We start from the raw sequence: 16,231 nt of genomic DNA on the forward strand, positions 1-16,231 counted from the left end.
TAATTTAATTTGTAATTAAATTATTTTTTTATTAATCTTAAGATAAAAAATAAATATTAATAATAATTTTTTTATCTAATTTATAATATTAATTATGAACAAGGAAGAAAACGTTAAAAAATGACAAAATTTAAAATGAAATTTTAAAATTTCAGTTTTTGAAATGTGTTTGATGGGAATTATTCTAGGAGCTCATTTAACATTTGATTTTATTAGTCGTTTTACTATAGCTAAATTATTACCTATAAATATAGAAATTATTTTTGCAATTATTTATGGTTTAATTTTTTCATATTTTAAAGGAGCACTATTAGCTTTTCTTGCTGATACATTAATAATTTTAATAACGGGACAAATAGGAACTTGATATTGGATGTACGCAATAATTCCGCCTTTAATAGCTATTTTATCTGCTTTAATTTTAGAACTTTTTAAAATTAATCGCACTACAGGCGTTATATTTAGTTACATTGTATTTTTTATCACCATAGCTTCTGTAATTTATTTTATTATTGATAGATTTAATGAGGGTAAAACAATTTCTTTAAATAGAACATATTTTAGTACTAATACAAGTTTAATTTTAGTTATTATTTTTGTAAGTTTATATGGTTTAATTGGTTTAATAGTCAATTCAATTTTTTTAGTTTTATACAAAAAAACTAAAAGAGAATTTTACATGAATTATTTTATAATTTTTACTTTAGTTTCTATCACAATTGTTTTATTTAGATGAATTTTTGGTTCTTATGCATGAATAAATTATTACAATTATTTCTTTAAAAATACAGAAAAATTTAAATTAAAAACAGTAGGAACAGATTTTAAAATTACACTTTTCCCTATTTTAATTCGCTCAACTATACCTTTACCTTTTTATATTTATTTACTTTCGCCATTATACAATGTATTAGAAATATTAAAGAAAAAATATATGGTTGATCCAAGAATAGTTAAATGATAAAAGGACAAATAAAATGAAATTTAAAAGTCAAAGAGATGCTAGAATTGAACTAATTAATATAATTTATGCGCATGAATTATTAAATGAAAAATTAGACATTAATCAAATTTTTAGCGATGAGTTAACTTTAAATAATAAACAAATTAAAAGTCTAGAATTTATTAATCAAAATTATGATTTTTATATTAAAATAATTTCACATTTTATAAAAGAAGGATGAAATTGAGAACGTATTAGCGCCTTACATAGAGCTATATTAATTAATGCTACTAATGAAATGTTTAATAATTTAGCTGCTAAAGTTGCAATTAATGAAGCAATAGAAATTACTAAATTGTTCTTTGACGATGAAAGTTATAAAATGATTAATGCTATTTTACAAAATGTATATAAACATTTAATTTCTTTGGCTCTTTTAGATAAAAAAATTAGTTCTAATAAAAATGATTAAAATTAAAAATGATTAAAATTAAAAATGCTTTAATTTATAAAAGTAAAAGAAAACTAAAAGAAAATAATGTCTTATTACAATATTGAATAACATTTAATCTTATTCGCACACGTTTTAGTATTGAAAAAATTTTAACTATTTTTAAATGGGATTTTGATGCTGTTAAATTAAATGAGTTTAATTTAAATATAAGTAAAAGTAAAAATTGAAATTATGAAATATTTATAAAAAATATTTTGCAAATTTTTCCTAATTTGCAAAATGATCATTACCAATATGAATTATTATATAATTTTTGAAGTTTTTATTTTTATGCTTTAATGCGTTATTATTTTAAAAAAAGACGTAAATTAAATTTTATAAGTGTTAATTCCTATAACAAAAAAACAATTAATCAAAATGATATTATTAAACGTAATTATTATCATAATTTCTTAAAATTAATTTCTCAGCAAGAAAATTATAATGTTAGAATTAGATATTTATTTACTAAGTTAAACTTCTTATTAAGTACATAATAAAAAACCAGATCAAATTATAAAAATTATATCTGGTTTTTTATTTTAACATTTTTTTCAAATATTGTCCTGTATAACTTTTTTCGTTTGCTGCTACTTGTTCAGAAGTTCCAGTTGCTACTATACGTCCTCCATTTACGCCACCCTCAGGACCTAAATCAATAATATAATCTGCTGTTTTAATAACATCTAAATTATGTTCAATTACTAAAACAGTATCACCATTATCTACTAATCTATTAAGTACATTTAATAAATTCTTAACATCATAAGAATGCAAACCTGTAGTTGGTTCATCTAAAACAAATAATGTTTTACCAGTAGGTTTTTTTGTAAATAGGTAGCTAATTTTACTCTTTGCGCTTTTCCTCCTGATAAGGTAGTTAAAGATTGACCTAATTTAATATAACCTAAACCTACATCTTTTAAAATTTGTAATTTTTTAATAATATTAGCTCTAGCAGCAAAAAAAATCAATTGCTTCATCAATAGTCATGTTTAAAACATCAGAAATATTTTTATTATGATATTTTATTTCTAATGTTTCTCTATTATATCTTTTACCATCACATTCATCACAATTAATGTATGCATCAGGTAAAAAATGCATTTCAATTTTTATTGAATCATCCTCTTGACATTTTTCACATCTAGTACCTGGAATATTAAAGGAAAAGCGAGATTTACGATAATTTCTTACTTTTGATTCATTAACATTAGAAAAAATATCTCTAATATCATCAAAAACACTAGTACAAGTTGCAGGATTTGAACGAAGAGTTCTACCAATAGGAGATTGAGAAATAGAAATAATTTTATCAATTAAATTAGCATTTTTAAAAGTTTTGAATTTTCCAACTTTTCTTGCATCTCTCACTTACGGATTTTTTATGCTTTTTTAATCCCTTACATATTTATAAATAAATATGTAAAAATTATAGTATTATACTATTATTTTATGGTATATTAGTTTATCGCTAGTAAAACGAGTGAAAGAACATGAATAATTTTTGTATCAAAAAGATCAAAAGATAATTGCATTCAAATTGGTTATCAAAATTAAATGATGTTGGTTATGAAACAAGATTTGCAATTGGTTTCGAAAAAGATTTTAAAAATACCAAGAGAACGCTATTGAAAAAATCAAAATGTTAATCAAAGATATGCCTTTGATCTACACCAAAAAAAATTTTAGATGTAATAAACAAGAAATTAAAAAATAATAAAACAGACTTAATCAAATATAGCGAAAAATACAAAGAATTGAACCTAATTGACTTATTAATAGACCATTTCGACATTTTAAAGATTGTAATAAACAAAATCAATAAGTCTAAATGAAGTTGTAAAACAACAAATTTATCACAGAATTAAACAACCATTAAGTATTGAGCAAGATTTAATAGTTTGAAAAAAGCAAGAAAATGTTTATTCAAAAAATGCATTTTATAGATCTTCAGATTACATTGCAGAAAATAGAGAACAAATTTTACAAAACTTAAATGCTGTTTTAGTCAAAGAACATAAAAGAAACGTAAATACCGTTTGATACGATTTGACAACAACTTATTTTGAAACATTTGATAGAAAAGGTTATAAAAAAACAGATTATTCAAAAGATGGCAAATTTAAAGAAGATCAAATTGTGTTTGGGATGCCAATTGATTCAAACGCCATATCAGTTCACTACAAAGTCTTTGCGAAAAAATACAACTGATTTAAATATATTTATCAAATTTGTTTTAGAAACAAAATAAACAATGTAACTATTATTGCCAATAAAAGTATGTCTGTTAATAAAAATATTAGATTTTGCGAAAACAAAGATTTAAACTTTATTATTTCTTACCGTATGAAAACTTCGAACAGGCAATTTAAAGAATATGTCTTAAAACAAGAAGATTATGTACATTCTGATATTAGATTGGTGTACAAAACACAAGAATTCGCATCACTTTATATATATAAATAGCTGAAGCAATGAAAAACTTAGAAAAAGAGTAATTACATTTAGTAAAAAAATAACAAAAAAAAGACATCGAGATAGACTTATTTTAGTTGAAAACTTCCTTAAAAAAAGCAAAAACGAAAAAATGTCATATGAAGATATGGTAGGCAATAAAAACTATAAATTCTTTAAACAAGTGAATGAATCTGGTTACTATGAGATAGATACAGAAAAAATTGAACAAGATGAAAAATTAGATGGTTTTTATGTTTATGAAACAAATAGACAAGATTTACTCCTGATCAGATTGTTGATCTCTATGCTAAACAATGAAAGATTGAAGATAATTTTAGAAGTTTAAAAGGTTCATTAGCTATTAGATCAATGTATTTATCAATCTAAAAACACATTAAAGGTTATATATACTTTGTTTCTTGAGCTTAGTTTTACTTAAATTTTTAGTTTTTAAAATTAATGATTTAACTGGACTATCTGGAAAAGATAAATTTACAGAAGGTAGATTAATTGACATGATGAATAATGTCAAAGAAATTCAAGAAAAAATTCAAAAACCAAATAACAAAAACATTTGATCTAAACAATGATAATCTAAGTTAAAATTGAGATGATTATCATTTAGTTGAAAAAGTTTTTGAATTAACAAAAATTAAAAAATAAATATCCGCTAAAACGAATATTTTACAATTTATGCTATAAAGTGGGAAACGTAGAAAAACTTATAACAGTAACAACTAAAACTGTAAATGATAAGGTTATTGATGAAATCATTAATAATTTAGATTCAAATCATTATGAATTAAACCAAATATATAAAGATTTTTTATTCGTTATAGATAAACTAGGAAAAAAGTAGAAAGTTTTTTATTTTCTGTCTACTTTTCTTATTCTAGTTTAAAATAAATATATGAGATTAAAAAATAAAAAAATATTAACTAGTTTATTAGTTAGTCCAAGTTTATTGATACCTTTTAGTGTGATAAGCACAACCACATCAGCTAAGTCTGACGCACCAAATTTAGAGCTTTTTCAAACTAAAACCGCAGAAGAAATTGCAAGAATGCCTTTTTTCGACGCAAGACAATACAATTTAGTTACTAGTGTTAAGAATCAAGGCCATGAAGGTCTTTGTTGAGCATATACAATTGCTTCAATGTTAGAAACTAATATTTTAAAAAATAATATAGGGAATTACACTAAAAATTCTTTAGATATTGATGAACACGCAATTGATTACATAAGTAATAGTTGAAATCACAAAGCAGATAAGTTAGATTTAAATCTCGATGCTAAAAAATGAAAAGGACTTTTAGGCGAAGGAAATTATTTATCTCACTCATTTAATGGTTTAATGAGAAATACATCCCCAATTGCTCAAACTAGTCAAACTGAATTTCCTAATTTTGATAACCCTACAATTGCCAAAATTAAAAATGCTGTAAAAATTAATCATACTGTTGATGATATTAAATTAGCGATTGCCAAATACGGTTCTGTGGGTATTGCTTATGCTTTTAATCAAATGAATTTTCATCCTGATACCGTTTGATACAACGAACCAAATTCAATTATTATAACTAAATCACCTAAAGAAAGATATATCAGAAATCATGCTTCAGTTATTGTGGGCTGAGACGATGATTATCGTAAATCTGATTTTGGACCTGAAACACCGAAACAAAAAGGTGGTTTTATCGTTAAAAATAGTTGAGGAACTAAAAATATGCATGCTCAGGGATACTTTATACTTTCATACGATTCATTAGATTTACTTCATGAAGTAATGGCGGTTGAAGTAGAAGATAATAATGCATATCAAAATACTTACTATTATGATACAAAAAATTCATTTTCTTTATTTGAACCCGTTGGTACTAATGAAAGAACAATGGCAAATATTTTCCCAGTTAAAAAAGCAAATGATCAAATTGTAGAAAAATTAAAGTCAATTAATTTTTCGCTTAAAGGTTCAAACATTACTGCTGAAATCAAAATTTATGTTAAAAATTCTTCAATGTCTAATCCTGAAGATGGCGAACTAAAATTAACTCAAAAAGTGCAAATTCCAAATTCTGGTGATAAAGGATTTTATACAATTGATTTAAATAAAGAAATTATTTTAAACAAAGGACAATATTTTTCAATCATAGTTGACGTCACTAACAAAGGTGGAAAAAACGTTGATTTGGTAGCAAGTGATGAAACTAGAGAAATTTTGAGTTTTTATAAACAAAATAATCAATGAGTAAATAGCAAAAAAAGTTTTGTTGTATTTGGAATTAAAGCTCATACTCTTGAAATTCCAATTAATGAATTAAATAAAAGCACAACAGTTAATGAAAAAAATAAAGAATTAGAAGAAAGTTCTAAAACTAATAAAAATAATAATCCTAGTGAATCAGATACGGAAAATAATTCACCTAGAAGTGATGACAGTGAAAGTGAATCAAAAAGCTCTGAAAATGAGTTAGAAACAGGAACAAATTTAGCATCACAAGATAATAACAAACCTACAACAGAAGGTTCTGCAACTGAAAATAAATATTCTACAAATGAAAGTTCAACACGCGATCAAAGTAATTCAAATCCTGAAACCAAAGAGCATCAAATTAATGATTCTTCGACATCTAAATCACAACCAAATAATCCAGTCGAAACAGGAGAGCAAGCTAATTCAAATCCAATTACTAATGAAAGTTCAACTATAAAAAAGAATAATTCTGATAATAAAAAAGAGTCAGAAGATGTTTCAATAGAATCTGAAAAATCTAAAACCAATAAAATACATATTATTTTATGAAGTATTTTAGGTGTTTCCACTGGAATTATAACTTTTGGTATAGGAATTTTCTTTATTATTAAATTAATGAAAAAAAGAGTTAAAAAATAGTTTTAACTCTTTTTTCGATTTTAGAAGTTTAAAAGATTCTTTTGCTATTAGACCAATGTATTTATCAACCTGAAAATACATTGAAGATTATATATGTCTTTGTTTCTTAATTTTAGTTTTACTTAAATTTTTAGTTTTTAAAAGTAATGATTTAACTGGATTATCTGAAAAAGATAAATTTACAGAAGGTAGATTAATTGGCATGATGAATAATGTCAAAGAAATTCAAGAAAAATTCAAAAACCAAATAACAAAAATATTTGATCTAAACAATGATAATCTAAGTTAAAATTGAGATGATTATCATTTAGTTGAAAAAGTTTTTGAATTAACAAAAATTAAAAAATAAATATCCACTAAAACGGATATTTTCCAATTTATGCTACAAAGTGGAAAACGTGGGTTTATGCTTTAATGCGTTATTATTTTAAAAAAAGACGTAAATTAAATTTTATAAGTGTTAATTCCTATAACAAAAAAACAATTAATCAAAATGATATTATTAAACGTAACTATTATCATAATTTCTTAAAATTAATTTCTCAGCAAGAAAATTATAATGTTAGAATTAGATATTTATTTACTAAATTAAGCTTCTTATTAAGTACAAAATAAAAAACCAGATCAAATTATAAAAATTATATCTGGTTTTTTATTTTAACATTTTTTTCAAATATTGTCCTGTATAACTTTTTTCGTTTGCTGCTACTTGTTCAGGAGTTCCAGTTGCTACTATACGTCCTCCATTTATACCACCCTCAGGACCTAAATCAATAATATAATCTGCTGTTTTAATAACATCTAAATTATGTTCAATTACTAAAACAGTATCACCATTATCTACTAATCTATTAAGTACATTTAATAAATTTTTAACATCATAAGAATGCAAACCTGTAGTTGGTTCATCTAAAACAAATAATGTTTTACCAGTAGGTTTTTTTTGTAAATAAGTAGCTAATTTTACTCTTTGTGCTTCTCCTCCTGATAAGGTAGTTGAAGATTGACCTAATTTAATATAACCTAAACCTACATCTTTTAAAGTTTGTAATTTTTTAATAATATTAGCTCTAGCAGCAAAAAAATCAATTGCTTCATCAACAGTCATGTTTAAAACATCAGAAATATTTTTATTATGATATTTTATTTCTAATGTTTCTATATTATATCTTTTACCATCACATTCATCACAATTAATATATACATCAGGTAAAAAATGCATTTCAATTTTTATTGAACCATCACCTTGACATTTTTCACATCTACCACCTGGAATATTAAATGAAAAGCGAGATTTACGATAATTTCTTACTTTTGATTCATTAACATTAGAAAAAATATCTCTAATATCATCAAAAACACTAGTATAAGTTGCAGGATTTGAACGAGGAGTTCTACCAATAGGAGATTGAGAAATTGGAATAATTTTATCAATTAAATTAGCATTTTTAAAAGTTCTAAATTTTCCAACTTTTAAACCAATAGTATTTTTAGATAATACTTTAACTAAACCATTAACTAAAATTTCATTAACCAATGTACTTTTTCCTGAACCACTCATTCCTGTTACTGCTATAAATTTACCTAAAGGAATTTTTACATCAATATTTTTTAAATTATTTTCGCTAGCACCAAGAATTTCTAAAACTTTACCATTGCCACTTCTTCTAGAATGAGGCACTAATATTTTTTCTTTAGCACTAAGAAATTGACCAGTAATTGATTTTTCTTCTTTTATAATATCTTCTATAGTTCCACAAGCAACTACTTGACCACCATGTATGCCAGCTTTAGGACCTATATCTACAATATAATCGGCGGCTCTAATAGTATCTTCATCATGTTCCACTACTATTAAAGTATTACCTATTTCCACCATATGTTTTAAAGTATTAATTAAACGATCATTATCCCTTTGATGTAAACCTATGGATGGTTCATCTAAAACATATAAAACACCAGTTAAATTTGATCCAATTTGTGTGGCTAATTTAATTCTTTGACTTTCTCCACCGCTTAACGTTTCAGCATTACGATTTAAAGTTAAATAATTTAAACCAACATTGTTTAAAAAAGATAAACGATTGTATAACTCATTCATTATTAATGAACAAATTTGTTCTTCTTCTTTTGTTAAAGATAAATTAGCTAAATTTATTAAAGCATCATTAACACTCATTTTGGTAAAATCATAAATATTTAAATCATTTATTTTTACAGCTAATGCATATTTATTTAATCTAGTACCCTTACATACTGTACACGTAAAAGTACCCATGAATTTTTTTAATCAATCACGTATTTTATCACTGCTCGTTTCATAATATTGACGTTCTATTTTAGTTAAAATACCCTCAATAATTTTTTTTCTGCGTTTAATTTCACCTTTAGAATTAATAACTTCAAATTCAAGTTCTTCTTTAGAACCATATTTAATAATATCTAAATCATTTTTATTGAAATCTTCAATCGGAGTATTTAAATCTATTTCATAATAATTACATAAAGCTACAAATTCTTGTCATTCAATTGTAGTTTCATCGCCTTCATTATTAAGTGTTAAAATTGCTCCTTGATTAAGTGTTTTTCATTTTTCTGGTACTAAAGCATCAAAATCAGCTTTTAAATCAACACCTAAGCCTTTACAACTTTCGCACATTCCATAAGGAGAATTAAAAGAAAATAATCTAGTTTCAATAGGCTTCATATCAAAATCTTTGTAAATACAAGAATGTTTTTTAGAAAAAATTTTAGTTTTATTATCTAAAGTTTCAATTTTTACTAGACCATCACTATATTCTAAAGCACTATTAATAGCTTCTGAAATTTCATTATATTTTTCTTCTTTAATTACTGTTCTTCTAACGACAATATCAATAGTATGTTTGACATTTTTTTCTAATTTTATTTCTTCATCTAATTCATAAATTTGATTATCAATTTTTAAACGATGAAAACCTTCTTTTCTTAATTTTTCAAATAAATTAACAAAAGTTCCTTTTTCTCCATCTATTAAAGGAGCTAAAATAGTTATTTTAGTATCAAGAGGTAATTCAAAAATAGAATTTATTATATCTTTATTAGTTTGATTACTGATTGCTATATTATGATTAGGACAATAAGGTATACCTATTCTAGCAAATAATAATCTAAAATAATCATAAATTTCAGTAACTGTACCAACTGTTGAACGTGGATTATTATGTGTAGTTTTTTGTTCTATAGATATAGAAGGACTTAAACCTTCAATTGATTCTACATCAGGTTTACTAGTTCCGCCTAAAAACATTCTTGCATAACTTCCTAAACTATCAACATATCTTCTTCTACCTTCTTCATAAATAGTATTAAAAGCAAGTGAACTCTTGCCACTACCTGAAAGACCTGTAAAAACTATTAATTTATTTTTTGGTATAGTTAACGAAATGTTTTTTAAATTATTTTCTTTAGCACCTTTAATAATAATTTGTTCTTTAGTTGACATTTTTTGTTATTTCCTCTTTCTATTTTATTTATATTAATCATTTATTTTTAATTCTAAAATTAAATCTCTTAATTCAATTGCTCTTTCATAATCTAAATTTTTTGCAGCTTGATTCATTTGTTCTTCTAATTGTTTTATTATTTCTTTTTTACTATATTTATTATTTTTGTTTTTATTTTTTTCATTTTTGAATAATAATTCAACCGCATTTTCCAAACCATGACCTTGTATAGGCTCTGGAATTGCTTTAATAATAGTTTTAGGAATAATATTATGTTCTTGATTATATTTTATTTGTAAATCTCTTTTATATTTATTATCATCTATTGTTTCTTGCATACTCTTAGAAATTTTATCGGCATAAAAAATTACTCTACCGTTTACATTTCTAGCTGCTCTACCAACTATTTGAATTAAACTGTTTGTGGATCTAAAAAAACTTTCTTTATCTGCATCAAGAACTATTATTAAACTAACTTCAGGTAAATCAATACCTTCTCTTAAAAGATTAACACCTATTACAGTATCATAAGTGCCTAATCTTAATTTTCTTAATATATTATTTCTTTCAAATGTTTTATATTCAGAATGAATATAGGCAATTTTTTCTTTTCTTTCCAAAAAATAACGAGTTAATTCTTCAGATAATCTTTTTGTAGTAGTTAGAATTAGAGTTCTTTCATTTAATGCTTTTTGTTTTTGCAACTCATCATAAATATCTTCAACTTGATTTAAAGTAGGTCTTATTTCAATTTTAGGATCTAATAATCCTGTTGGTCTTACATATAATGGTGTTATAACTCCTAAAGTTTTATCTAATTCATATTCATCAGGTGTGGCGGAGATAAAAATTGTTTGAAAATAATCAAAAAAGTTTTCAAATTCATCAATTCTTAAAGGTCTATTATCCAATGCGCTTGGTAAACGAAATCCATATTCTACTAGAGTTTCTTTTCTAGATCTATCGCCTTTATACATTGCTTTAAGTTGAGGCATCATCATATGCGATTCATCAATAATTAATAAAGGATTTTTATCTTTAAAATAATCTAATAAAGTAAAAGGTCGTTCTCCTGGTAATCTTTTATCCATATATACGGCATAATTTTCTATTCCTGGACAAATACCAAATTGATCTAAAGAATCAAGATCTCTTTCTGTTTTTTCTTTAATTCTTTGTGCTTCTAATAATTTATTATTTTCTTCAAAATATTTAATTCTTTCTTTTAATTCATGAGATATTCTTTTAATAGAATCATCAATAATATCTCTTGATAAAGTATAAGCTTTGGCAGGAAATATCAAATGTTCTTTTACTTTTTTTAAAACAGTTTTATTTAAAACATCAATAAGAGTAATTGATACTATTTCATCATCAAAAAATTCGACTCTAATAATATAACCTTCAGAAGTTGGAGGATTTATAAAAACAAAATCACCTTTAACATTAAAAGTTCCTCAACTAGTAGTATCTACTTCATTTCTTTCATATTGCAAAATTACTAATTTTCTTAAGAATTCATTTCTTTCTATTTTTTCTTTAATACTTATATTTCATAAATGATTTGAATATTCTTCTGGATTTAAAGCTCCATAAATAGCTGATACTGAAGCAACCACAATAGTATCATTTCTAGTAATAATTGAATTAATTGTAGATAATCTCATAGCATCTAATTCTGCATTAGTTTGTGAAACTTTTTCGCTATAAGAATCACTAGCAACATGATAATATTCTGGTCTATAATAATCAAAATAAGAAACAAAATATTCAACTTTGTTATTAGGAAAAAAGGATTTTAATTCGCTATATAATTGCGAAGCCAAAGTTTTATTATGAGAAAGAACTAAAACAGGTCTAGCAAATTCTTTTATTACGTTTGCTATAGTAAATGTTTTTCCTGACCCTGTTACACCTTTTAATACTTGATATTTAGATCCGTTTTTAATATTAGAAACTAATTCAGATATTGCTTTTGGTTGATCTCCAGACGGTGCATAATTTGAGACTAATTCAAATTTATTCATATTGATATTTTATATTAAAGTTTATTTATTAAAAATTATAAAAACAAGAAAAAAATTAACTTATAAATACAAAAATATTCTTTTTGTTAAAAAAATTAATATTTTTTCTTGTTTTTAATTTTCATATTAAAAAATTATTTAAATAATTAATTGATAAAATAGCAAAGGTAGCAATTCACACAAATGCAAAAGCTTTATTCAAATCGAAATCTTTTGAATTAAAATAATAATTAATATTGTATCCTAAAGCTAAATCATTTCCTGTTAAAATACTGTAAGTAATTGAATTTCTAAATGATATTTCAAAATATAATAAAAATAAAGAAATTAGTTCATATTTAATAAAAGGTATTAAATATAATCAATAGATTTTAAATTTACTCATTCCTTTTGATTTTAAAAGTAAATATTTCTTTGAATCAAATTTATCAATCATTTCCCAACATTTTTTTAAAAATGTTGAAGACAACTTTATTATTAATATGATAATTAATAAAGTTAATGAAGATAAAAATAATGGATTCAAAATAAAGAAAAATACTATTGTTGGTATTGTTCTAAAAGAAGCATTAATTGATCTATTTATAAAAGTTAGAAAAGGATTTGTTATTATTTTTGAATAATAAGGTAAAAATAATAATGTGATGCCTAATGCTATAAAACTAATAAAAAAGGCAAAACTAAAAGATTGAATCAATTGTAAAAAAGGATTAGTATTTATATCAAACAATTTTATATTAAAAACATTTCAATCAGGATTAAAAAATGCTTTAAGATAATCATTTAAAGATTGTGTGTTAAGAACTCTAAAATTAATAGTTGCAAATGCATAAATTGTAATTATTAAACAAAATAACAAAATTAAATTTTTTATTATTAATTTTCAGTTAATAAAATCTGTATTTTTTATTTTCAATAATGTTTGTTCAAATTTATTTTTTTTACTTTTTATTTCGTATAAAAACAAATTAAATAAATAATTGATTAACTCCAAAAAAATTATAAAAATAATTAATATTACAAGAGGGATTGCTAATTGATTGAATCTAAAAGTTGTTTTTGTTGCAAAAGAAATTAAAGAACCTATTCCACCTAAACCTAGCATTGATAAAATTGATGATCATCTTGCATTAGATTCAAAAGAATATAAAAACAATGCAAAAAATCTATTGCTTACTCTAGGTAAAATATCATTTTTAAATATTTTTAATTTATTATTTGTTAATGCTAATTTAAAATAATAATTTTTTCAATTTATATTATTTAAAATTTCTAAATAATATTTATGCAATCATAATCAAGTAAATCATACAAAAATTAATAACATAGCTAAGCGAGAATCAAATAACTGAGTAAATAATAAAATAAATGTTAGTTCTGGAATACTTCTTAAAATAATTAAAATTTGTTTAAAAATAAAACTTAAATACCTATTATTAAATGATTTATTAGATAAAAAAGATGTAGTAATTGCTAATAAAAATCCAATAAAAGTTCCAGCTAAAGTATATATTATAGTTTCTAATAAAAATGACAATGACAATAAAAATAAATTACTTGTTGAACTAGAAAAAATAAAATTACTTCTATTAGAAAAAGAAAACATTCTTTTTAAGTTAGAAAAAAAAATATTATAAGAATCAGTGTTGGCGTTTAATTTTCAATTTAAATTAAAAATTAAAAGAATTATTAAAATGGATATTAAAAAAATAAATAATCTTTTTACATTTATTTTGAAAAAATAAATGTTTTGGTTATTTTTATTTTTATATTTTAAAAAGATTTTATTTAAAAAAAATTTTTTTAACTGATTAAACATTTTTTGATTGATTCCTCGTTTATTTGATCTTCTTTTAAACTATGTATGATATTTTTTGAATTCAAAATTAATACTTTATCAAAGTAAAAATTATTGACTAATGATAAATCATGTAAATTAACAATGATAGTAATTTTATATTCTTTATTAATTTTTTTTAATAAATTCATAACTTCTCTAGCTGAAATATAATCTAAGCTGGATGTTGGTTCATCAGCTAAAATAAGACTATTTTTATTTAATAATATTTTAGCAATTTCTACTCTTTGTTTTTGTCCACCTGATAAATCTGCTATTTTATAAAAAGTTTTATCAAGCAAATTTAAACTTTCTAATATTGATAAAATTTGAATTTTTCTCGAATTGGAAGTTATGTTAAAAAATTCAAAAAAGCTATTTTTAAAAACATTATTAGCTTTTACTATGTTTGTAAAAACGGTTTCATTTTCGTTTAGAATAGGTTTTTGAGTTAAATAACCTATTTTTTGTGTTATTTTTTTTCATTCTTTTTTATTTAAAGAATAAATATTTTTTTCGAATAAAAATATTTGTCCTTTTAATAATTTATTTGTTTTTATTAAAGAATTAAATAATGTAGTTTTACCTACACCACTTTTACCAACAATAGCAATCATTTCTCCTTCAAAGATTTGATAGTTAAGATTTTCTAATATTTTTTCATTTTTAAAACCAATAGTTAAATTATTAAAAGAAACAATATTTTTCATAATTATTGAGCCTCTTTTTGCATTTCTACATATTTTTTAAAAAGATCAAAGTCTATTTTATCTATTTTATTATACCCTGTATAAATACCAAATGTATTATCTTCTTGAGATAAATTGCTTAATGTTTCGATGATTAGTTCTTTTTGAATTGTATTAAGATTTTTTCTGCCTAATAAAACATCATAAGGTGCTGGATTAGAAAATATTAAATTTCTAACTACCACATTATTTTTACTATTATAATCATTAGAAAGATCTTTATTATAGCCAGTTGGTTGATATCTGCCTTCTCTTGCTCTTGTTCAATTAAAAACACCTTCATTATCAAAAGCTATATGATAAGTAAAATTATTACTATCAGTTTTACCTAATTGGTCTCTAGGTCTTGAACCCACAAGAACTAAATTATTATTTCGTGATTTAAAAAATTTTTCTATTTCTTCTAAACTTAAATTAAAATGTTTTGACAATAATTTTATTGGATATTTAAATCCTGTTCCACTGTCGAAACTTCTTACTACAAAACCAAATGATTTAAATTTATCTCAATCTTTATTATCTCAAGCTTCAATTATTTTATTTCTTTGTTGCAAATTACCTGCTATAAGAATTGAACTTCTATGTACAGAAGTAAATTGATTATAATCATAAAAAATACTATAAACCGAACCATTAAAATTTAATTCTTTGTCTTTTGATATTCAAGAAGGAAATTCACCATAATTTTTAAATTGTTCGATATTTTGTTGTTCCGCTAAAATTCTTAAATTATCTGTCATTGATCCATCTTTATAAGAAGATAACTCATTTAAATTAGATCAAATAAATTTGTTAGCTAAAGTTTGACCAACTATTTGAAAATCGTAATTAATATTTGAATTAGTATCTAAAGAATCAACAAATCGAGTGTATGACAAAAAACCTAAATCAACAGTATTTTTATTTGATATTAAATCTTGAAAAATAGCTTCTTTTTCTTCATTTAATTCTATTTTAAATCTAACATCTGGTAAATCTTTAACTAGTGAATTTTGATTTTTTAAATAATTAAACTTATCAGTAATTTTATTTAGAAAATTTGTTTCTAAATCAGTTGACAAAAAACCATTATTAATTTGTGGAACAACAATTGTTATTTCATTATCTCAATTATCTAAATTTTTGTTAAGAACATTTTTTGGTTGATTAAAATTAATACAACTTACTGCAAAAAAAGGGATAAAACTTAAACTTCATCCCAAAATATTTAATAATTTATTTTTTTTCATTTTTTCCTTTCACAGGGGAAAATAAAAAAATCTAAGCCACGCAAGCATTACCTTGATCTGCTTATAGGTATAATCTCAGCCATAAAAATTTATAGCACCCCTGATACATTAATTA

The 16,231-nt window shown here is 23.0% G+C and carries 15 protein-coding genes and 1 pseudogene; 10 read left to right on the forward strand and 6 right to left on the reverse strand.

Annotated elements, in window-relative coordinates; all coding sequences use genetic code 4:
- The first annotated feature begins 94 nt into the window (after positions 1 to 94).
- From VBM87_RS01515 to VBM87_RS01525, 3 genes are read left to right on the forward strand one after another with little or no spacing between them, the layout of a single operon-like run.
- Positions 95 to 964 carry a hypothetical protein gene (locus tag VBM87_RS01515; RefSeq protein ID WP_323177073.1) on the forward strand — a complete coding sequence of 290 codons (870 nt, stop codon included), beginning with the start codon at positions 95 to 97 and terminating at the stop codon, positions 962 to 964.
- A gap of 13 nt (positions 965 to 977) precedes the next feature.
- On the forward strand, positions 978 to 1,415 hold the full coding sequence (locus VBM87_RS01520; protein ID WP_257075573.1) for a transcription antitermination protein NusB: 438 nt from the start codon (positions 978 to 980) through the stop codon (positions 1,413 to 1,415).
- An 8-nt stretch (positions 1,416 to 1,423) separates the two neighbouring features.
- Complete coding sequence (locus VBM87_RS01525) at positions 1,424 to 1,933, forward strand: hypothetical protein (protein ID WP_323177074.1); 510 nt, start codon at positions 1,424 to 1,426, stop codon at positions 1,931 to 1,933.
- 40 nt (positions 1,934 to 1,973) lie between these two features.
- Here VBM87_RS01525 and VBM87_RS02925 read toward each other — a convergent pair.
- Positions 1,974 to 2,792, reverse strand: a pseudogene (locus VBM87_RS02925) (ATP-binding cassette domain-containing protein); the annotation flags it as partial.
- Positions 2,793 to 3,488: 696 nt separating this feature from the next.
- Here VBM87_RS02925 and VBM87_RS01545 point away from each other — a divergent pair.
- The 7 genes from VBM87_RS01545 to VBM87_RS01575 all read left to right on the forward strand — a co-directional run bounded on the left by VBM87_RS01545 (position 3,489) and on the right by VBM87_RS01575 (position 7,404).
- Positions 3,489 to 3,905 (forward strand): hypothetical protein, encoded by a 417-nt coding sequence (locus VBM87_RS01545; RefSeq protein WP_323177078.1) that lies wholly within the window; start codon positions 3,489 to 3,491, stop codon positions 3,903 to 3,905.
- A gap of 121 nt (positions 3,906 to 4,026) precedes the next feature.
- Positions 4,027 to 4,242 carry a hypothetical protein gene (locus VBM87_RS01550; protein ID WP_323177079.1) on the forward strand — a complete coding sequence of 72 codons (216 nt, stop codon included), beginning with the start codon at positions 4,027 to 4,029 and terminating at the stop codon, positions 4,240 to 4,242.
- A 73-nt stretch (positions 4,243 to 4,315) separates the two neighbouring features.
- Positions 4,316 to 4,489 (forward strand): hypothetical protein, encoded by a 174-nt coding sequence (locus VBM87_RS01555; RefSeq protein ID WP_323177080.1) that lies wholly within the window; start codon positions 4,316 to 4,318, stop codon positions 4,487 to 4,489.
- A 110-nt stretch (positions 4,490 to 4,599) separates the two neighbouring features.
- A complete protein-coding gene (locus tag VBM87_RS01560) occupies positions 4,600 to 4,755 on the forward strand; it encodes a hypothetical protein (RefSeq protein WP_323177153.1) in 156 nt (51 codons plus the stop codon).
- 51 nt (positions 4,756 to 4,806) lie between these two features.
- On the forward strand, positions 4,807 to 6,789 hold the full coding sequence (locus VBM87_RS01565; protein ID WP_323177081.1) for a lectin like domain-containing protein: 1,983 nt from the start codon (positions 4,807 to 4,809) through the stop codon (positions 6,787 to 6,789).
- Between the two features lie 55 nt (positions 6,790 to 6,844).
- On the forward strand, positions 6,845 to 7,078 hold the full coding sequence (locus VBM87_RS01570; protein ID WP_323177082.1) for a hypothetical protein: 234 nt from the start codon (positions 6,845 to 6,847) through the stop codon (positions 7,076 to 7,078).
- Between the two features lie 125 nt (positions 7,079 to 7,203).
- Positions 7,204 to 7,404 carry a hypothetical protein gene (locus VBM87_RS01575; protein WP_323177083.1) on the forward strand — a complete coding sequence of 67 codons (201 nt, stop codon included), beginning with the start codon at positions 7,204 to 7,206 and terminating at the stop codon, positions 7,402 to 7,404.
- Positions 7,405 to 7,441: 37 nt separating this feature from the next.
- Here the strand turns inward: VBM87_RS01575 and uvrA are convergent, their stop codons facing one another.
- The 5 genes from uvrA to cypl all read right to left on the reverse strand — a co-directional run bounded on the left by uvrA (position 7,442) and on the right by cypl (position 16,116).
- Positions 7,442 to 10,273 carry an excinuclease ABC subunit UvrA gene (gene uvrA, locus VBM87_RS01580; RefSeq protein WP_323177084.1) on the reverse strand — a complete coding sequence of 944 codons (2,832 nt, stop codon included), beginning with the start codon at positions 10,271 to 10,273 and terminating at the stop codon, positions 7,442 to 7,444.
- A 33-nt stretch (positions 10,274 to 10,306) separates the two neighbouring features.
- Complete coding sequence (gene uvrB / locus VBM87_RS01585) at positions 10,307 to 12,301, reverse strand: excinuclease ABC subunit UvrB (RefSeq protein WP_323177085.1); 1,995 nt, start codon at positions 12,299 to 12,301, stop codon at positions 10,307 to 10,309.
- Between the two features lie 55 nt (positions 12,302 to 12,356).
- Entirely contained in the window at positions 12,357 to 13,907 is a 1,551-nt protein-coding gene (locus VBM87_RS01590) for a PhnE/PtxC family ABC transporter permease (RefSeq protein WP_323177086.1), read from the reverse strand.
- A gap of 197 nt (positions 13,908 to 14,104) precedes the next feature.
- Positions 14,105 to 14,848, reverse strand: coding sequence for an ATP-binding cassette domain-containing protein (locus VBM87_RS01595; RefSeq protein WP_323177087.1), 744 nt, complete (start codon positions 14,846 to 14,848; stop codon positions 14,105 to 14,107).
- Positions 14,849 to 14,850: 2 nt separating this feature from the next.
- Positions 14,851 to 16,116: an ABC transporter thiamine pyrophosphate-binding lipoprotein p37/Cypl gene (cypl, locus tag VBM87_RS01600; RefSeq protein WP_323177088.1), complete on the reverse strand. Its 1,266-nt coding sequence runs from the start codon at positions 16,114 to 16,116 to the stop codon at positions 14,851 to 14,853.
- Positions 16,117 to 16,231: the final 115 nt, after the last annotated feature.

This window comes from Mycoplasma sp. 744 (genome assembly GCF_034863305.1).
In the GTDB taxonomy this organism is placed as follows: Bacteria; Bacillota_I; Bacilli_A; order Mycoplasmatales; family Metamycoplasmataceae; genus Mycoplasmopsis.